The organism is Candidatus Pelagibacter sp. PS_40 (assembly GCF_059417765.1).
This window is the reverse complement of sequence record NZ_CM182064.1, coordinates 731,237-748,329: the sequence shown is the minus strand read 5'-3', so window position 1 is coordinate 748,329 and position 17,093 is coordinate 731,237. Positions and strand designations below refer to the sequence as shown.

Below are 17,093 nucleotides of genomic sequence, written 5' to 3'. Positions count from 1 at the left end.
AATATTTTGAAAAGGCGACTATTTATTTAGTCGCCCTTTCGATATGGATCTTTTATCATTCGGAAAAACAGGCTGGGGAGACGAGTTGTTTTATGCAACTCTAATGACAATTGCAGTGGCAGTTACTGCAATGTTAATTGGTTTTTTATTTTCATTAATCTTTACGCCATTAAAATTATCAAATAATAAATTTTTAAATTTTATTGGCAATACGTACACCACAGTCATCAGAGGGGTTCCAGAATTATTAGTAATTTACCTTTTCTTTTTTGGGGGAAGTGGAGCGATTATGTATGTTGCTTCAATTTTTGGATACTTTGAATACATTGAGATTAATGCATTTATTACGGGTTCAGTTGCAATCGGTATTATATCTGGCGCTTATTCAACAGAAGTATTTAGAGGAGCGATACAATCAATAGATAAAGGTCAATTTGAAGCTGCTAAAGTTTTAGGGGTTAGTAAATTTGTACAATTTTATAAAATAATTCTACCTCAAATGTTAAGACTTGCTATTCCAAACTTAAGTAATGTTTGGCAAATCACTTTAAAAGATACATCTTTAATATCAGTTACAGGTTTAGTTGAGATTATGAGACAATCTTATATTGCAGCAGGTTCTACTAGAGATCCCTTATTCTTTTACTGTTTTGCGGCAGTTTTATATTTGATGCTTACGTTTTTAAGTATGAAGTTAATTAATAGACTTGAAGTCAAATATAGCAGGGGCTTTTAATGGATTTTGATTTAATGATAACAAGTTTGCCAAAACTACTTAGTGCTGCAGTTATAACTTTAAAATTGTTATCAGCATCATTAATCATTGGTTTATTTATTGGATTTTTATTTGCAGTTTTAAGATTAAACAAAAACCCATTTATTAATAAATTTGCTTATGGATATTCTTATTTATTTAGAGGAACTCCATTACTAGTTCAAATATTTATAATTTATTATGGTCTTGGACAAATCGAGTGGTTAAGATCAACTTTTCTTTGGGTCATTTTAAAAGAACCCTATTGGTGCGCAATTATTGCATTTGCCTTAAATACTGGGGCCTATACTTCAGAAATTTTAAGATCAGCTTTTCAAACTATAAAACCTGGAATAATTGAAGCGGGTAAAAGTTTAGGGATATCAAGTAAAATTATTTTATATAAAATTCAAATTCCTGTAGCGATCAGACAATCTTTACCAGCTTATGGTAATGAGATTATATTAATGATGAAGGGCACATCTCTTGCAAGCACGGTAACCTTAATGGATATTACAGGAGTTGCAAAACATATTGTATCAACGACTTATAAACCTTTAGAAGTGTTTCTTTTAGCAGGTGGAATTTATTTATTTATGACTTTTATTTTTCACAACTTGATAAAATATTTAGAAAAGAAATATAGTTTTCAATAAGAAGTGTATTCTTTAATCTCTTTAATCTTAGAGCCAGTGTGATTATTCATCTCTAATTTTATTTTAGCACGATCATCATTTAAAAAATGAACATCTCTTGATAATTTTATAAATTTTTCAGTAAAATCAGAATTTTTTTCACACAATCGTTTGTCATCTTCTATCACCCATAATTTTGCATTAATATCTTTCAGGGATTGAAAAAGTGTATTAAGTTTTTCATCAGATTTAACATTGCTATCTAATTGATTTTTTAAAATACTGTGCTCATCATTAATAAATTTTAATTTTTCAGGATCTTTAATTTTTTCTTGTTTAATCTCTAAAATAGAAATTTTATCTAAAAGTTCACCAACTGATACTTCAACTAGAATTTTATTCATAAAAATTTATACTATGTTAAGTTGTTAGAAATATGTCTAATATTTTAGTTATCAAACATGGTTCTTTAGGAGATATAGCCCAAGCTTGTGGGGCAATTCAAGATATTTCTGAAAACCACCCTGAAGATCAAATACATATCTTAACAACAAAACCTTATTTTGAATTATTTAGGAAAAACCCATTTGTACACAATGTTATTTTAGACAAACGTAAATCAAGATTTAATTTAATTTATCTATATATGTTAATGAGAAACTTGAAAAAGAAGAATTTTAGAAAAGTTTATGATTTACAAAACTCATCTAGAACAAAATTTTATAAAAATATTTTATTTCCAAAAGCAAATTTTAATACTTGGTCTAGCTCAGAAACAACTTTGCCAAGTAATATTTCAAAAGATGAATTTGATAAAGACCCCGTTTTAAATAGATTTGATCATCAACTTAAAACCTCTGGAATTAAAACACAGCACACCATGAAACCAAATTTTAGCTGGGCTGTGACTAACATCGATAATATTAAACAAGAATTTAAGTTAGACAAATACATTGTCTTATTTCCATTTTGTTCAGCGCATTTAACTCATAAAAAGTGGCCCCATTATAATGAGCTAATAGAATTAATTAAAAATAAATATAAAGATCAAATTAAAGTTATTGTAGCACCTGGACCCTCTGAAATCGATGATGCAAAAAACATTAATGCCATTTCAATTTTAGATAAAGGTAAAGCTTTAGATATTTCTCAACTTGCAAACTTGATTAAAGAAAGTTCATTTGTTATTGCAAATGATACAGGACCAGCTCACATGACTGCTCATCTTGGTGTAGAAGGTTTGACTTTATTTGGTAAACATACAACAGCTTTTAAAGTTAGTATTGAGCGAGAAAAATTTAAAGCAATACAGGTTGATGATTTAAATAAATTAAGTGCAGGTAAAGTTTTAGAAAAAATATTAATTTAATTTCTTACTAATAATTTTCAATATTACAGGAACAATGAAGAGTATCATTAGTAATCTAATAATATGGTGAAATGCCACAAAGTTAGGGTCTAAATCAAAAGCTATTGCTATTACAGCTACCTCATAAATTCCTCCAGGAGAAAAAGATAAAAGTAGAGTTAAAAAATTGGTATCAACAAAATATGTTGCAACAATTGCAGCTAACAATCCAAGAGCTACCAGTATTGTAGTTGCAACCAAACTATGAAATGAATTACCTGCAACTTCTTTTAATGATTTATCTGCAAAACGACAACCCACAGAGGCACCTAAAATAAGCAAACAAAAATTTATACTTTCATCTGGTAGTTTGTAGGAGGCAACTTCAGTTATTTGCAAAATTCCACTTGCAACTAATGTTCCTGATAATAATGCAGCAGGCACACCAATTTTATCAAATAAGAAAATTAATAATATTGAACCTATTAAGAGGATTAAAAGATGAAAATGGTTTTGATCAAGATAATCAAATTTTTCAATTGTTAGAGCTTCATTTGTTGAATAATTAACAACAAAAAAGGGAATAACAGTTATTATTATAATTAACCTAATTAAATGTGATGTAGCAACTTGTGATAAGTCAGATTTTTCATGTTCAGCTAATATCATTAAAGGTCCTAAAGCACCCGGTGCTGCTGAAAAAATAGAAGTTTTGACATTATAGCCTGAAAATTTTTGTAAATATTTAGATACAATTAAAATACTTATTAAAATATAGACAAACATTATTATTGAAGTCCACACCCATTCAGTCATCTGATTGATTAAATTTTGATCGATATAATTTCCAATATGAAGACCAAGAACTATTAAAATTGAACTTAAAGCTAGCTTTGGCATCTTAATTTTTATTCCACTTAATGCTGCAACTGAAACTGCAAGCATAGGACCAAGCATCCACGCTAATGGGATATTAAAATAGTCAGCTACAATTGCACTTGGGATAGAAATTAAAATAACTAATAGAAATTTTTTAGAAAATAATTGTTTTAAAGTATTTTTGTTTAAGTCAAGAGAAGCGTTCATATTATGAAATTTTTTTAAGTTTTTTTTCAATCTTAATTCTTGATAATCTTAAAATATTTAAAAATGATAAACAATTTTTTTTATTAAAATTACTAATGTGTCCTGTAATTGTTAGTGATCCTAAAATTTTGTTTTTAGTTGGTATTACTGGAACAGAAACAGAAGCGATCTCTCTATCTCTTTCACCAAAAGACATCGAATATTGGTTTTTAAGAATAGTTTCTTTATTTTTAATTGGTAAATTATGAAATGATGAAAGAACATGTCCGCTTGAACCTTTGTCTAGAGGTCTTTTTAATCCAGTTTGGATTGTGTGTTTTATGGGTTTATTGGGTTCACTAGTTATCAAACAAGTTCTATAATTTTTTTGTTTTACAAAAAAACTAGCTGTTTCATTTGATTTTGTCATTATGAAATCTAATTCATCTTTTATAAGTTTTTTAAAATTGAAACTATCATCATAAACTTCTATTAGCCTACCAATTGAACTTCCAAGTTTAAATGTACCGTTATCAATTCTTCTTAAAAACCCATAATTTTCTAATGATCTTGATATTCTAGAAACTCTACTTTTATAATCACCTGTAATTTTTGAAATTTCAGTTATGCTTAATGTTTCTTTCTTTAGTGTGAAACAATTTATAATCTCTAGTGCTTTGTTTACCGCCTCAACGCCATCAATTTTTTTTTTATTTTAATCATATTCTACTAGGTAGAATAGCATGTTCTAACCAATAGAACAACATGCCAGAGTAGTATTGACTATTGATAAAGATTTCAAGTAAATGTCTTATTAACTAATAATAAAGAGGAAATAATGAAAAACATTAAAAAAATAGTTTCAGTACTATTTTCAGCAATTGTATTATTCTCTGCAACAGCAACAAATTCAATCGCAATGGATAAAATCCATTTCGTAATTGGTGGTGGTGCTGGTGGTGGATGGGATGGAACTGCTAGAGGTACTGGAGAAGCTTTAACAAAATCAGGAATGTTAAAAAGTGCATCATTTGAAAATATGTCAGGTGGTGGTGGAGGAAAAGCTTTAGCTTTCATGATTAATACTCAACCTAAAAATACAATTTTAGTACAATCTACGCCGCTAGTTTTAAGATCTATTACTAGACACGAAGGTTATGTTACAGGATCTGGAGTTTTATCTTATAAAGATGTTACACCGATCGCTGGTGTAATTGGTGACTACGGTGCGATTGCAGTTGCAAAAGACTCACCTTACAAAAACTTTAAAGATGTAGTTGATGCATATAAAAAGAATCCAAGCTCTATTAAGATGGCTGGTGGATCAGTAAGAGGAAGTATGGACCATTTAATTGGTGCTTTAGCTTTCCAAGCTGCTGGTGCTAATCCAAATGATGTTGCTTATATTCCTTATGATGCTGGTGGAAAAGCGTTAGCTGGACTTTTATCTGGAGAAACTCAAATTATCTCTACAGGTTTAGGTGAACTTATGGGTGCAAGAGACCAAGTAAGAATTATTGGTATTACTGCTCCTTCAAGAATAGCTGATGCACCAGATGCACCAACTCTAAAAGAACAAGGATATGATGTTCAGTTCGTAAACTGGAGAGGATTTTTTGGACCTCCAAATATGAGCAATAAAGATAAAAAAGCTTTATCTACAATGTTAGGTAAAGTGATGGAAACTCCTGAATGGGAAGCTGTTAGAAAAAGAAATGCTTGGGTTAATATTTATAACTCAGATAAGGATTTTGTTAAATTCTTAGATGCACAAACTGTAGAAATGACAGCTCTTATGAAGAAATTAGGAGTTATATAATCCTTTAGGATTATTTAAAAATTAGAGCAGTGAATATAAATACTACTAAAATTATATCACTGCTCTTTTTTAGTTTCTCAGCATTCTATTTATATATTGCGTATCAAATTCAAGTTTTTTCATTTGATGAAAACGCACCTTTTAATGCCAGAACATTTCCAATTTATTTAGGTTATGCAGGTTTATTCTTTTCTGGTTTAAAAATTATTTTACCAGAGCCCAATACCATTAAAGTTAATCATAAAAACTTAGAGTATAAAAAAACAGCTATACTTGTGCTCATAGCAATTATTTATGGAGTAACTATATTAAAAGTAGGTTATTTTTTAACAACCTCTCTATTTCTAGCGTCTTCTTATTATGCGTTAGGTGAGAGAAGGTGGAAGTTAATATTTTTACTCTCTTTCCCTTTTGTGGGTGCTTTTATGTATCTTTTGCATGGAGTGCTTGAAATTTATTTAAGAGATCCATTTTTAAAACTAATTGGAGTTATGGGATGATTGAAGGAATTTTAATTGGTTTAAAAACAGCTCTTACGTTCCAAAACATATTTATGGTTATGATTGGTTGTTTTTTTGGAACCATCATTGGAATGCTCCCAGGTCTTGGACCAATGACAGCAATTGCATTAATGATACCTATTACTTATGGTTTTGATCCAGCTACTGGATTAATTTTAATGGCAGGTGTTTATTATGGTGCAGTATTTGGTGGATCAACTTCATCAATTTTATTAAATGCTCCAGGTGTTCCTGGAACTGTTGCAACATCATTTGATGGATATCCTATGGCTCAACAAGGTAAAGCTGGAAAAGCCTTAGCGATTGCTGCTTGGAGCTCTTTTGCAGGTGGAACCCTTGCTTCAATATATTTATTATTTCTTGCACCAAGTTTATCTAAAGTAAGTTTATCTTTTAGATCACCAGATTATTTTGCTTTAATGATCTTAGGTTTAACAGCCATTGCAGCTTTTTCATCAAAGGGACAATTTTTAAAAGCAATGATGATGGTTGTTTTAGGCTTAATGTTAGCATCAGTCGGTCAAGATTCTTTATCTGATATTTCAAGATTTACTTTTAATAATATGAATTTATCTGATGGGATAAGTTTCGTTTTAGTTGTAATGGCAACTTTTGCTATGAGTGAAGCCTTAACAATTATTTTAAAACGAAATGATCCATCCGCTGTCGCTAAACAAGTTTCATTAACTGAACTAGGTTCAATCAAGATTAATAAAGAAGAGAGAGGTAAAATGTTAAAAGCTATTCCTCGAAACTCAATTATCGGTTTTTTAATCGGAGTTTTACCAGGAGCGGGTGCAACTATTGCATCATTTCTAGCCTATGGAATGGAAAGAAATTTTGTTAGTGATGAAGAAAAAGAAAAATTTGGTAAAGGTAGTGTTCATGGTTTAACTGCACCAGAAACTGCAAATAATGCAGCATGCTCTGGAGCTTTTGTTCCTTTATTAACTTTAGGAATACCCGGAAGCGGAACTACTGCGGTAATGCTTGGTGCTTTATTAGGATTTGGAATTCAACCAGGGCCTAGACTTTATATAACAAATCCTGAAATCTTTTGGTCAGTTATTATGTCTATGTATATTGGAATGGTAGTATTGCTTATTCTAAACCTGCCCTTAATACCTTACATAGCAAGAATACTTGCTGTACCTAAAAATTATTTAATTCCACTTATTTTATTTTTTTCAATTACGGGAATTTACGTAATGTCCTTTAATAATTTTGACATTTATTTAATGATTGGAATTGCAGTTGTTGCAACTTTTATGCGCTTATATGATTTTCCAATGCCACCACTCATATTAGCCTTTGTCCTCGGTGGATTAATGGAAGAAAATTTAAGAAGATCTTTATTAATAAGTGATGGTTCTTGGACTTTTTTATGGGACAGACCTCTTACTGCTGCAATAATAGGAATAACAATTCTAATTGTTGGGTGGCAAATTTATAAAACAATTAAGAGTAAAAAGATTTAGTTTAGAATTTTTTTATATTCTTCAATAATAGTACTCCACTTAAATTTAGCAGAATTTTCTTTGGCAGCTTTTCCGTACTCTTGGAATTTATTATTTTCTAACATTAAATTAATTGATGAATAAACTTCATCCAATTCATTGCCATTACAGATTAAACCTGTTTTTTCATGCTCGATTGCATCTGCTGCACCTCCATCTTTTCCACCAAGAGAGGGCAATCCATATTGAGCAGCTTCAACATAAGCTATCCCAAATCCTTCAACAGATTTTTTATGAACAATAGATGGCATTACAAAAATATTAGATTTAGCAACTAGTGCATTTTTTAATTCGTTAGAAATATCTTTAAAAAACATCACTTGTGGCTGAAGGCCCAATTCTGCTACTAATTTTTTAATATTTTCCTCTTCATCGCCGTAACCCACACAAATGTAAATAATACTAGGGTAGATTTGTTTTAAATTTCGAAGCGCCATGATTACTTTTTCATGGTTTTTTCTTTTATCAAATCTAGAAACAGTAATTAATTTTGGAGACTTATGTTTTAATAAATTCTCTACTTTATCTAAAGTTTTTTTATCTAAATCTTCAACAGGATCAACACCAGGATTTATAACTACAATTTTATCTTGCTGAACTCCCAATGAAATAGCTAAATTTTTAGTGTATTCAGAATTAGCAACGATAGTTTCAACATTATCTAAAACCTCCAATACTCTTTTATTAAGGGAGGTACCTTTTTCATGATTAATTTCTTTACCATGGATTAAACATATTTTTTTTTTATTAGTTTTAAGATGTTCTAAACTTTTCCAATGATCAGCAATAATGCCATCAATCTTATTTTCTTTAATAAATTCATTAATCAATTGAGCTTTTCTATATTTTCTAAGAAGTTTTATGCCACCTACACGCTCTATTGAAAAAGAAACTTGCTCATCAAATAATTTATGATTTTCATGATAATCAGCAAATACTTTTATCATGTAATGTTTTGAAAGTTCGTTTGCTAAACCCCACATTAAATTCTGCATACCTCCAACTTCTGGAGGGAACGTTTTTGTAACTATTAAGTACATTAATTATCCAACCATTTGATACCGCAGCCAACACTTGGAATTTGCGTTTCAGGACCTTTGCCCGTCTCTGCAATTTGTTTCATTGCTATAAATAAATCACTATCACCAGTTCTTACTGGTTTTAAATTATCCAATTCTCTTATTCGACCTCTATATTGTAATTCTAAATTATTATTGTACCCAAAAAAATCAGGAGTGCATACTGCATCATAATTTTTTGCAACATTTTGAGTTTCATCAAATAAATAAGGGAAACTAAACTGATGTTTTTTTGAAAATTCAATCATATTTTCAAAACTATCTTCAGGATAATTTACTGGATCATTTGCTGAGATAGCTACTGCTTTTACCCCATGTTTTTCTAAATTTTTGCAATCTTCAACAATGTCTTTAATAACTGCTTTTACATAAGGACAGTGGTTACAAATAAACATAACCAAAGTTCCATTTGTCCCTTTAACATCATTTAATTTAATAATTTCGTTATTAGTGGACTTTAATTCAAAGCTTTTAGCTGCTTGTCCGAAATCACATATTGGAGTTTTTAACGGCATGTTATAATAATATATAAGTTATGTTTTATGATTTGGAAGATAAAAAAGTTAAAAATTTAGGTGATAATTGGTCTGCATCTAATGCATCTATTATTGGTGATGTCACGCTAGAAAAAAATACCAGCATTTGGTTTAATGTAACTTTAAGAGGAGATGTTGAAAATATTCATATCGGTGAAGGCTCCAATATACAAGATGGCAGTGTATTGCATACCGATCCAGGTTACCCATTAAAAATTGGAAAAGATGTAACTATTGGTCATTTGGTTATGCTGCATGGCTGCACGATTGAAGACAATTCTTTAATTGGAATTGGTGCTGTAATTTTAAATGGTGCAAAAATTGGAAAAAATTGCATCATAGGAGCTAATGCTTTGATCACAGAAAACAAAGTCATTCCTGACAATTCTCTAGTGATTGGATCCCCTGGTAAAATTGTAAGACAAGTCTCAACAGAAGAGGCAAAAACAATTACTGAAAATGCAATTCATTACCAAGATAATTGGAAAATATATTCTAAATCAGTTTTTTAAGGAATTAACCAGGTATCTTTGTTATTTTCTAAATCGAATTTAGCACGACGGTGACCTTTGGCTGCTAAATAAAGCCACTCCATACTTTTAATTTTACATTGAATAACAGTAAAGTTTTTATATCCCACTTCACTTTGCTCCATTGTAAATTCAAAATTATCTAGTTCAGGCTTTAGTCCTGAAGTAGGGGTTTCAGATAATGTTCCTGGTCCGTTATCAACTAAATAACATTTTCTACTCATGTGTCCTGTTTTTAACCAGGACTGTTTTGTAATATCATTTTCATGATTAACGGTGCATTCAACTTTAAGTCTAATTTGGATTTTCTCTTCCTTGTCATAAAATAACATTGCTGCGTTCTTATTTGCTTTTAATTTAGCAATTTTATTAGATCTGATATCGCTATGGTATTGGATAATATTGTTTTCTCTATCTGATTTTCTAAGGACTACAATTCTGCCATCAAAGTCATCTTGACCACCACAAATAAATACAGGAATTCTAAATGGAGATCCTCTATCCTTGATAGCATTGTCCAGCATTGACCAGATCTTATTTTTGATCTCATCAAAATCTTCGTAGTATGCTGGTTGCATTATAGATTATTTACTAAGTCTTCTAATCAAACTAGAAGTATCCCAACGTTTTCCACCCATTTCTTGAACTTCACCGTAATACTTATCAACGATTTCAGTTACAGGAAGTTGAGAGCCATTATTTTTAGCTTCATCCATAGCAATTTTTAAATCTTTTCTCATCCAATCAACTGCAAAACCAAATTCAAACTGATCATCAATCATCGTTTTATATCTGTTTTCCATTTGCCAAGATTGAGCAGCACCTTTAGATATAACTTCAATTACATCTTCCATATTTAAACCTGCTTTTTTTCCAAAGTTAATTGCTTCTGATAAACCTTGAACAAGACCTGCAATACAAATTTGGTTAACCATTTTTGCTAATTGACCATTACCAGCACCACCTAATAATTTCATCTTTTTGCTGTAACAATCAATAATGTCTTTTGCTTTATCAAAGTTTATTTGATCTCCACCAATCATTACAGTTAAGGCACCATTTTCAGCACCAGCTTGTCCACCTGATACAGGCGCATCTAAGAAACCAAATTCACTTTTTACTGAATGAGCATAAATCTCTCTAGCAATCGTTGCAGAAGCGGTTGTGTTATCAATGTAAACTGAGCCTTTTTTAATTGTTTTAAAGATACCGTTGTCACCGAAAGTTACTTCTCGTAAATCGTTATCATTACCAACACAGGTAAATATAAAATCTGCACCTTCTGCAGCTTTTGCAGGAGTATCTGCTTTTAACCCTTTATATTCAGCAACCCATTTATCAGCTTTTGCAGCTGTTCTATTATAAACAGTTACATTGTGACCTGCTTTTGATATATATCCTGCCATTGGATAACCCATGACACCTAAACCTATAAATGCAACATTGCTCATAATTTCTATTTCCTATGTTTAAAAGTTTGAATTTTAAAGTAATTTTATTTGGATTTATATTTACATTTTTTTCAAGCTTTGGACAGAGTTTTTTTCTAGGATTGTTTAATTCAAGCATAAGAGACGCGCTTTCTATCACGCATGGTCAGTTTGGATCTATCTATGCATCTGCTACTCTATTAAGTAGTTTTATACTTGTTTGGGTTGGTAAAAAAATTGATGATTTTAATATTTTAAAATTTGCATCTTATGTCATTGCGTTACTAGCGATCTCTTGTTTTTTATTTTCTAAAATTTCATCAGTCGCTTTTTTATTTTTATCAATTTTCTTAATGAGGTTATCAGGTCAAGGACTAATGTCTCACACTGCAACCACAACAATATCAAGATTTTTTGAAAAGACTAGGGGACGTGCATTAAGCACAACTTGGCTTGGTTTATCGTTAGCTGAATTTATTTTACCTTTATTAATTATTTTTTTATTAACTTTTGTTGATTGGAGAAATATTTGGATAGCTATATCAATTTCAGTTATTATCATTTTACCTATTGTCATTGTTGCATTAGTTAAAAATGTTAAATTAGATTCAAGAGAAGCATCTAGTGCCACAAATATTAAAACTAAAGATATAAAACAATGGACGAGAGGTGAAGTTTTAAAAGATTATCGCTTTTATATTATATGTTTAAGCATGTTAGCGATGCCTTGGATTGCAACGGGTACATTTGTTTATCAATCTTTTATAGTGTCATCTAAAGGTTGGGGACCTTATGTTATTGCCCAATCCTTTATGGTGTATTCAATTTTATCAGTGATTACTTTATTTTTAACAGGCTTTTTAATTGATAAGTTTAGTAGTCGAAAATTAATAATTTATATGAACATTCCTTTATTAGTTGCAACGTTTGTGCTTTATTATTTTAACTCACCAATTTCATCATTTGTATTTTTAGGTTTAATTGGGATTTCAAACGGTTTAGCAAATGTCCTAGGTTCTGCTACTTGGGCTGAGATTTATGGAGTGAGATATATTGGTTCCATTAAAGCATTAACCACAGCGTTAATGGTATTTTCAACTGCATTTGGTACAGCGCTCTTTGGAATTTTGATTGATAATAGCCTTTCTATTGAGCAAATTGCTCTTGTTTCAGGATCTTATATTTTAATAGCAATATTGTTGTTATTCCTTGTAAAGAATAAGCTTAATCCTGATTATTTATAGAATTATCCTTGATTTTTTTTTAACTACTGTATAGATACTGCGCATGGCTAGAGTAACAGTAGAAGATTGCATAGATAAAGTAGAAAGTCCTTACGAATTAGTTTTAGTTGCTAAAGAAAGAGCAGTTCAATTAAATTCTGGTTTAGAGCCAACTTTAGATAGAGATAATGACAAAAACACAGTTATATCTTTAAGAGAAATTGCCGAGGAAACTGTTAAAGTTTCAGACTTAACAGATAGCGCTATTCACAAACTTAGAAAACACGTTGAGCAAGTTGACGATGGCACTGATGATGATGAAATTATTGGTGATGATTTTGAAAGTATGTACAAAGGTGAAATTTCTAAAAGTGGAACTCCTATTTTACCATCTAAAAGAGCTAGAAAAATTCCTGAAAAAATTCAAGTATCCTCTGATGATTTAGAAGAATTAACTGCAAAGGCAGAGCCAGAAGTTGACGTTGATGCAGAGTTAGAAGTGGGAGATGAAGAGACAGCAGTTTCTTTAGATCAAATAGCTGAAGCTGAAACAGAAGCTGAAACAACTGAAGAAAACTCTGACGATTCAGAGACTACAAATAGCTAAAAAAATAATATAAAAGTTTAGTATGAACAGGAAAGTATCCGTTGCACCTATGATGGATTGCACTGATCGTCATGAACGTTTTTTTTTAAGACTGATTAGTAAAAATACATTGCTCTATAGTGAGATGGTTGTCTCTGAAGCTATTCATCGAGGGGATAAAAAAAAACTATTAGAATTTAATATAAATGAAAAACCAATAGCCCTTCAAATTGGTGGATCGTCTCCAACTTTACTTGCAGAGGCTACCAAAGCAGGTGAGGACTTTGGTTATGATGAGATAAATTTAAACCTTGGTTGCCCTTCAAAAAAAGTTGAGAAAAATAAATTTGGGGCATGCTTGATGAAAGAACCAAATTTAGTTGCAGACTGCTTAAGTAAAATGCAATCGGTTACAAAGTTGCCGGTTACGATTAAAACAAGAATTGGTTACGATGACACCGAAGATTATGAAAATTTACATCATTTTATTTCAACTTTAAAAAGCACTGGTGTTAAAACTTTCATCATTCATGCAAGAAAAGCTATTCTTGGAAAATTTACTCCTAAACAAAATCTAAACATCCCTCCTTTAAAGTATGATTTTGTCTACAGATTAAAAAAAGATTTCCCTAATGAAGAAATTATTATCAACGGTGGAATTACCACAACTGATCAAATGAAAGATCACTTAGATAAAGTTGATGGAGTTATGATTGGACGTGCTGCTTACCATACTCCTTATTTATTAGCTGATATTGAAAGAGATATATTTAATAATGAAAATGTACCAAGTCGACAAGATGTAATTGAACAATTACTACCGTATGTCAGAGAAGAAATAAAAAAAGGAACACGTTTAAATCAAATTATGAGACATACACTTGGATTATTTCATGGTCAAACAGGATCTAGCTTTTGGAAAAGGTATTTAAGCGAAAATATGTGTGTTAGAGATGCCGATGTTAAAAAGATTGATCACATCATGGATAAGATTAAATATAACAATGTCGACACGTCGGTAAGTCAATCTGCTTAGTTCTCTTTTATCCAACGAGTACATATACTTTAGCCTACTAATGGCCTTAACTGCTATTCCTGTTGGATTTGTTGCAGGTTTATTTGGTATTGGCGGTGGATTAATTACAGTTCCATTTTTGTTTTATATTTTTAATTCTTTAGGGATTGATCAACAATATGTCATGCACCTTGCGGTTGGAACATCGTTTGCAATCATAATACCAACCTCAACTGTCTCAGTTTTAACTCATCATAAATTTAAAGCAGTGGATTTTGATATAGTTAAAAGTTATGGAATATTTGTAGTGCTTGGTGTTATTTTTGGAACAATTTTTGCAGCAACTCTTAAAACTAAAACCTTAGTTCTTTTCTTTGCAATCGTAATATTTTTATTAAGTATTTATCTTTTATTATTAAAAGAAAAGGAAAAAAATATAACTCTTAAAATTAAGCTTCATTTGAAAATTATTTTAGGATTTTTAGTAGGTTTTATCTCGGCACCCATGGGTATTGGAGGGGCTGTTATGAATGTTCCAATTCTAAAGTTTTTTGGTTACTCAATTAATAGAGCTATAGGTAGTGCTGCGGCTATTGGTTTTTTAATAGCATTATTTGGCGCAATCGGATTTTTGATAACTGGCAGTTATTTAAAAACAAATATTCCATTAAGTATTGGTTTTTTAAATATTCCTGCTTTTTTAATTTTTATACCGATTACAACCTTTATGGCTAGAATTGGTGCAAGAACAGTTCATACAATTGATAAGAATAGAATTAGTAAATATTTTGGAATATTTTTACTTATCATTGCTGCAAAATTTTTATATGAATATTTCAAACTGTAGTTATGGCAAATAAAGTAAGTAAAAGTTTTCTAAAAGATTCTCATTTAATAACTGAATTAAAATTATGCAGTATTCGTTTAATTGATAATGCTAAATTTCCTTGGATCATTTTAATTCCAAAGCGAAAAAATATAACCGATATCTCAGAACTTAATTCAAAAGATCAAATGTTATTAATGAAAGAAATTGTTCATTGCAGCAAGTTAATGAAAAAAATTTTTAAAACAAAAAAACTTAATGTTGAAAAAATTGGCAACATTGTTCCCCAATTACACATTCATATTATTGCAAGATCTACTAAAGATAGTACCTGGCCACTTTCAGTTTGGGTAGTAAAGGGGAAACCTTATTCAAAAGTTTTATTAGCAAAAACTATTTCAAAAATTAAAAAGTTTTTTTAAGGATTAAAGGGTAAGGACAGAGGTAGTTTTAGTCTCCCACCACTACCTCTTAATCATTATGTATCTGATTCGTCTCAAATTTGTTAACACGTATTAATTGAAACTAGACTTTATCAACTGCTTGCTTTACTAAATAGATAACACGCCTACTTATAAATAATTAAAATTTAAACACATTGATTAAAACCACACTCTCATCATTTGCAAAATCTATTGGCTTTAACTCACAAAATTATATTCCAAAGGAAGGAGCGTCCTTTTCTTTATTTAGAATTGAAGTTTTATCAGGTTTAACGGTTGCTTTAGCATTAGTTCCTGAAGCTATTGCCTTTGCTTTTGTTGCAGGTGTTGCACCTTTATCAGGACTTTATGCAGCTTTTATTGTTGGGTTGATTACAGCAGTTTTTGGTGGAAGACCTGGAATGATTTCAGGAGCAACGGGTGCTTTAGCTGTTGTCATGGTGTCCCTTGTTATGGATCACGGTGCACAGTATTTGTTTGCAACGGTAGTTTTGATGGGGATTTTACAATTACTAGCGGGTGTCTTTAAACTTGGAAAATTTATTAGAATGGTACCCCAACCGGTAATGCTAGGTTTTGTTAATGGCCTTGCAATCGTTATTGGTATCTCACAACTTAGTCAGTTTAAAACCCTTAATGCAATGGGGCAATCAGTATGGATTTCAGGAAACACTTTATATTATTCAATAGGGTTTGTAGCGTTAACCATGTTAATTATTTGGTTACTACCAAAGATTACTAAAGCAGTGCCGGCAACTCTTGCTGCAATTTTGGTTACTTCAATATTAGTTTTAGCATTAAAGATTGATATTCCAAGTGTTGGAGATCTTGCAAGTGTTAAAGGAGGATTACCAATATTTTCAATTCCAAGTGTTCCTTTAAACTTTGAAACTTTAAAAATTATCTTCCCTTATGCATTTATCTTATCTGCCATTGGCTTAATTGAAAGCCTGTTAACTCTTAACTTAGTTGGTGAAATTACCAATAAAAGAGGTGGGGCTAGTCAAGAATGTTTAGCACAAGGCTTTGCAAATACAGTTACTGGTTTTTTTGGGGGTATGGGTGGATGTGCGATGATCGGTCAATCTATGATTAACGTAAAATCAGGAGGTAGAACAAGAATTGCAGGAATAGCTGCAGCAGTATTCTTATTAATTTTTATTTTATATACATCAAACTATATTGAGATGATCCCAATTGCAGCACTAGTTGGTGTAATGTTTATGGTAGTGATTGGAACCTTTGCGTGGAACTCTTTAAAGATATTATTTTTTGTACCAAAGAGTGATGCGTTAGTAATTGTCCTTGTAACCGTTGTAACTGTTTTAGAGGATTTAGCTGTCGCTGTAATTGTTGGAGTAATTGTATCTGCGTTAGTTTTTGCCTGGAAATCTGCATCAAGAATTAGAGCCATAGAGAGACCATCTATTAGAGAACAAGGTGCTAAGGTTTATGAAATAGAAGGACCATTATTTTTTAGTTCAACTGATAGCTTTTTAGAATTATTTAAACCAGAAGAAGATCCTGAAGTAATTATTATAGATTTTGCAGGATCAAAAGTAATTGATCAATCTGCATTAAAAGCCATTGAAGACATTGCTGACAAATATAATAGTTTTGGAAAAAAAGTTAAATTAAGACATTTAACTAAAGATTGTCATAGATTATTAAGTAGAGCAGGCCAATTAGTAGTTGATAGTGATGATGATCCTGATTATGGAATTGCAGTTGATTATGATGTTAAATTAGGTATTTTTGGCAGATAA

At 30.8% G+C, this 17,093-nt stretch carries 20 protein-coding genes and 1 pseudogene; 13 read left to right on the top strand and 8 right to left on the bottom strand.

The window, feature by feature from the left end:
• Nucleotides 1–43: 43 nt before the first annotated feature.
• Complete coding sequence (locus AC5SLW_RS04010) at nt 44–736, top strand: ABC transporter permease (RefSeq protein ID WP_006996681.1); 693 nt, start codon at nt 44–46, stop codon at nt 734–736.
• Nucleotides 736–1,410: an ABC transporter permease gene (locus AC5SLW_RS04005; RefSeq protein ID WP_006996682.1), complete on the top strand. Its 675-nt coding sequence runs from the start codon at nt 736–738 to the stop codon at nt 1,408–1,410. Before AC5SLW_RS04010 ends, AC5SLW_RS04005 begins: the two co-directional genes overlap by 1 nt.
• On the opposite strand, the gene AC5SLW_RS04000 is transcribed toward AC5SLW_RS04005, so the two are convergent.
• Complete coding sequence (locus AC5SLW_RS04000) at nt 1,404–1,793, bottom strand: DUF6165 family protein (protein ID WP_006996683.1); 390 nt, start codon at nt 1,791–1,793, stop codon at nt 1,404–1,406. The two genes, AC5SLW_RS04005 and AC5SLW_RS04000, sit on opposite strands and share 7 nt — an antisense overlap.
• Nucleotides 1,794–1,825: 32 nt before the next feature.
• Between AC5SLW_RS04000 and AC5SLW_RS03995 the strand changes: the two genes are divergently transcribed.
• Nucleotides 1,826–2,758, top strand: a complete 933-nt coding sequence (locus AC5SLW_RS03995) for a glycosyltransferase family 9 protein (RefSeq protein ID WP_494574661.1) — start codon at nt 1,826–1,828, stop codon at nt 2,756–2,758.
• Here the strand turns inward: AC5SLW_RS03995 and AC5SLW_RS03990 are convergent.
• From AC5SLW_RS03990 to AC5SLW_RS03980, 3 genes and pseudogenes are all read right to left on the bottom strand, one after another.
• Complete coding sequence (locus AC5SLW_RS03990; RefSeq protein WP_494574659.1) at nt 2,750–3,823, bottom strand: AbrB family transcriptional regulator; 1,074 nt, start codon at nt 3,821–3,823, stop codon at nt 2,750–2,752. The genes AC5SLW_RS03995 and AC5SLW_RS03990 overlap by 9 nt on opposite strands.
• A 1-nt stretch (nt 3,824) precedes the next feature.
• Entirely contained in the window at nt 3,825–4,232 is a 408-nt protein-coding gene (locus tag AC5SLW_RS03985) for an IclR family transcriptional regulator (protein WP_494574657.1), read from the bottom strand.
• A 120-nt stretch (nt 4,233–4,352) separates the two neighbouring features.
• A pseudogene (locus tag AC5SLW_RS03980) lies at nt 4,353–4,505 on the bottom strand (helix-turn-helix domain-containing protein); the annotation flags it as partial.
• A gap of 135 nt (nt 4,506–4,640) precedes the next feature.
• Here AC5SLW_RS03980 and AC5SLW_RS03975 point away from each other — a divergent pair.
• The 3 genes from AC5SLW_RS03975 to AC5SLW_RS03965 are packed head-to-tail and all read left to right on the top strand — an operon-like array spanning nt 4,641 to nt 7,620.
• The gene (locus AC5SLW_RS03975; RefSeq protein ID WP_494574655.1) at nt 4,641–5,621 is read left to right on the top strand and encodes a tripartite tricarboxylate transporter substrate binding protein; all 981 of its coding nucleotides are present in this window, start codon (nt 4,641–4,643) and stop codon (nt 5,619–5,621) included.
• Between the two features lie 29 nt (nt 5,622–5,650).
• Nucleotides 5,651–6,121 carry a tripartite tricarboxylate transporter TctB family protein gene (locus AC5SLW_RS03970; RefSeq protein WP_494574653.1) on the top strand — a complete coding sequence of 157 codons (471 nt, stop codon included), beginning with the start codon at nt 5,651–5,653 and terminating at the stop codon, nt 6,119–6,121.
• Nucleotides 6,118–7,620, top strand: a complete 1,503-nt coding sequence (locus AC5SLW_RS03965) for a tripartite tricarboxylate transporter permease (RefSeq protein WP_018414256.1) — start codon at nt 6,118–6,120, stop codon at nt 7,618–7,620. The genes AC5SLW_RS03970 and AC5SLW_RS03965 overlap by 4 nt, the downstream gene beginning before the upstream one ends.
• On the opposite strand, the gene AC5SLW_RS03960 is transcribed toward AC5SLW_RS03965, so the two are convergent.
• Both AC5SLW_RS03960 and AC5SLW_RS03955 read right to left on the bottom strand, forming a co-directional pair.
• Nucleotides 7,617–8,699 carry a glycosyltransferase family 4 protein gene (locus AC5SLW_RS03960; RefSeq protein WP_494574651.1) on the bottom strand — a complete coding sequence of 361 codons (1,083 nt, stop codon included), beginning with the start codon at nt 8,697–8,699 and terminating at the stop codon, nt 7,617–7,619. The two genes, AC5SLW_RS03965 and AC5SLW_RS03960, sit on opposite strands and share 4 nt — an antisense overlap.
• Complete coding sequence (locus tag AC5SLW_RS03955; protein WP_494574649.1) at nt 8,699–9,253, bottom strand: thioredoxin family protein; 555 nt, start codon at nt 9,251–9,253, stop codon at nt 8,699–8,701. Before AC5SLW_RS03955 ends, AC5SLW_RS03960 begins: the two co-directional genes overlap by 1 nt.
• Before the next feature lie 20 nt (nt 9,254–9,273).
• On the opposite strand from AC5SLW_RS03955, the gene AC5SLW_RS03950 reads away from it, so the two are divergent.
• Nucleotides 9,274–9,786 (top strand): gamma carbonic anhydrase family protein, encoded by a 513-nt coding sequence (locus tag AC5SLW_RS03950; protein ID WP_494574647.1) that lies wholly within the window; start codon nt 9,274–9,276, stop codon nt 9,784–9,786.
• On the opposite strand, the gene AC5SLW_RS03945 is transcribed toward AC5SLW_RS03950, so the two are convergent.
• Together AC5SLW_RS03945 and AC5SLW_RS03940 are read right to left on the bottom strand one after the other, a co-directional pair.
• On the bottom strand, nt 9,783–10,382 hold the full coding sequence (locus AC5SLW_RS03945; protein ID WP_494574645.1) for a flavin-binding protein: 600 nt from the start codon (nt 10,380–10,382) through the stop codon (nt 9,783–9,785). The genes AC5SLW_RS03950 and AC5SLW_RS03945 overlap by 4 nt on opposite strands.
• Nucleotides 10,383–10,388: 6 nt before the next feature.
• Nucleotides 10,389–11,255 (bottom strand): NAD(P)-dependent oxidoreductase, encoded by an 867-nt coding sequence (locus AC5SLW_RS03940; RefSeq protein ID WP_494574643.1) that lies wholly within the window; start codon nt 11,253–11,255, stop codon nt 10,389–10,391.
• A 14-nt stretch (nt 11,256–11,269) separates the two neighbouring features.
• Here AC5SLW_RS03940 and AC5SLW_RS03935 point away from each other — a divergent pair, with 14 nt between their 5' ends.
• The 6 genes from AC5SLW_RS03935 to AC5SLW_RS03910 all read left to right on the top strand — a co-directional run bounded on the left by AC5SLW_RS03935 (nt 11,270) and on the right by AC5SLW_RS03910 (nt 17,093).
• Nucleotides 11,270–12,478 (top strand): MFS transporter, encoded by a 1,209-nt coding sequence (locus tag AC5SLW_RS03935; RefSeq protein ID WP_494573836.1) that lies wholly within the window; start codon nt 11,270–11,272, stop codon nt 12,476–12,478.
• Between the two features lie 43 nt (nt 12,479–12,521).
• Nucleotides 12,522–13,064 (top strand): DNA-directed RNA polymerase subunit omega, encoded by a 543-nt coding sequence (gene rpoZ, locus AC5SLW_RS03930; protein WP_494574641.1) that lies wholly within the window; start codon nt 12,522–12,524, stop codon nt 13,062–13,064.
• A 22-nt stretch (nt 13,065–13,086) separates the two neighbouring features.
• Nucleotides 13,087–14,079, top strand: a complete 993-nt coding sequence (dusA, locus tag AC5SLW_RS03925; protein ID WP_018414250.1) for a tRNA dihydrouridine(20/20a) synthase DusA — start codon at nt 13,087–13,089, stop codon at nt 14,077–14,079.
• Between the two features lie 40 nt (nt 14,080–14,119).
• Complete coding sequence (locus AC5SLW_RS03920; protein WP_006996698.1) at nt 14,120–14,905, top strand: sulfite exporter TauE/SafE family protein; 786 nt, start codon at nt 14,120–14,122, stop codon at nt 14,903–14,905.
• Nucleotides 14,906–14,907: 2 nt separating this feature from the next.
• Complete coding sequence (locus AC5SLW_RS03915; RefSeq protein ID WP_494574639.1) at nt 14,908–15,306, top strand: HIT domain-containing protein; 399 nt, start codon at nt 14,908–14,910, stop codon at nt 15,304–15,306.
• Between the two features lie 176 nt (nt 15,307–15,482).
• Nucleotides 15,483–17,093, top strand: a complete 1,611-nt coding sequence (locus AC5SLW_RS03910) for a SulP family inorganic anion transporter (RefSeq protein WP_494574637.1) — start codon at nt 15,483–15,485, stop codon at nt 17,091–17,093.

Bases quoted from the DNA above. Each gene is read 5' to 3' on its own strand.
- AC5SLW_RS03915 (WP_494574639.1), top strand. From the start codon at position 14,908: ATGGCAAATAAAGTAAGTAAAAGTTTTCTAAAAGATTCTCATTTAATA.
- dusA (WP_018414250.1), top strand. From the start codon at position 13,087: ATGAACAGGAAAGTATCCGTTGCACCTATGATGGATTGCACTGATCGT.
- AC5SLW_RS03940 (WP_494574643.1), bottom strand. From the start codon at position 11,255: ATGAGCAATGTTGCATTTATAGGTTTAGGTGTCATGGGTTATCCAATG.
- rpoZ (WP_494574641.1), top strand. From the start codon at position 12,522: ATGGCTAGAGTAACAGTAGAAGATTGCATAGATAAAGTAGAAAGTCCT.
- AC5SLW_RS03960 (WP_494574651.1), bottom strand. From the start codon at position 8,699: ATGTACTTAATAGTTACAAAAACGTTCCCTCCAGAAGTTGGAGGTATG.
- AC5SLW_RS03995 (WP_494574661.1), top strand. From the start codon at position 1,826: ATGTCTAATATTTTAGTTATCAAACATGGTTCTTTAGGAGATATAGCC.
- AC5SLW_RS03990 (WP_494574659.1), bottom strand. From the start codon at position 3,823: ATGAACGCTTCTCTTGACTTAAACAAAAATACTTTAAAACAATTATTT.
- AC5SLW_RS03935 (WP_494573836.1), top strand. From the start codon at position 11,270: ATGTTTAAAAGTTTGAATTTTAAAGTAATTTTATTTGGATTTATATTT.
- AC5SLW_RS03955 (WP_494574649.1), bottom strand. From the start codon at position 9,253: ATGCCGTTAAAAACTCCAATATGTGATTTCGGACAAGCAGCTAAAAGC.
- AC5SLW_RS03945 (WP_494574645.1), bottom strand. From the start codon at position 10,382: ATGCAACCAGCATACTACGAAGATTTTGATGAGATCAAAAATAAGATC.
- AC5SLW_RS03975 (WP_494574655.1), top strand. From the start codon at position 4,641: ATGAAAAACATTAAAAAAATAGTTTCAGTACTATTTTCAGCAATTGTA.
- AC5SLW_RS03965 (WP_018414256.1), top strand. From the start codon at position 6,118: ATGATTGAAGGAATTTTAATTGGTTTAAAAACAGCTCTTACGTTCCAA.
- AC5SLW_RS04005 (WP_006996682.1), top strand. From the start codon at position 736: ATGGATTTTGATTTAATGATAACAAGTTTGCCAAAACTACTTAGTGCT.
- AC5SLW_RS04010 (WP_006996681.1), top strand. From the start codon at position 44: ATGGATCTTTTATCATTCGGAAAAACAGGCTGGGGAGACGAGTTGTTT.
- AC5SLW_RS03920 (WP_006996698.1), top strand. From the start codon at position 14,120: ATGGCCTTAACTGCTATTCCTGTTGGATTTGTTGCAGGTTTATTTGGT.
- AC5SLW_RS04000 (WP_006996683.1), bottom strand. From the start codon at position 1,793: ATGAATAAAATTCTAGTTGAAGTATCAGTTGGTGAACTTTTAGATAAA.
- AC5SLW_RS03950 (WP_494574647.1), top strand. From the start codon at position 9,274: ATGTTTTATGATTTGGAAGATAAAAAAGTTAAAAATTTAGGTGATAAT.
- AC5SLW_RS03985 (WP_494574657.1), bottom strand. From the start codon at position 4,232: ATGACAAAATCAAATGAAACAGCTAGTTTTTTTGTAAAACAAAAAAAT.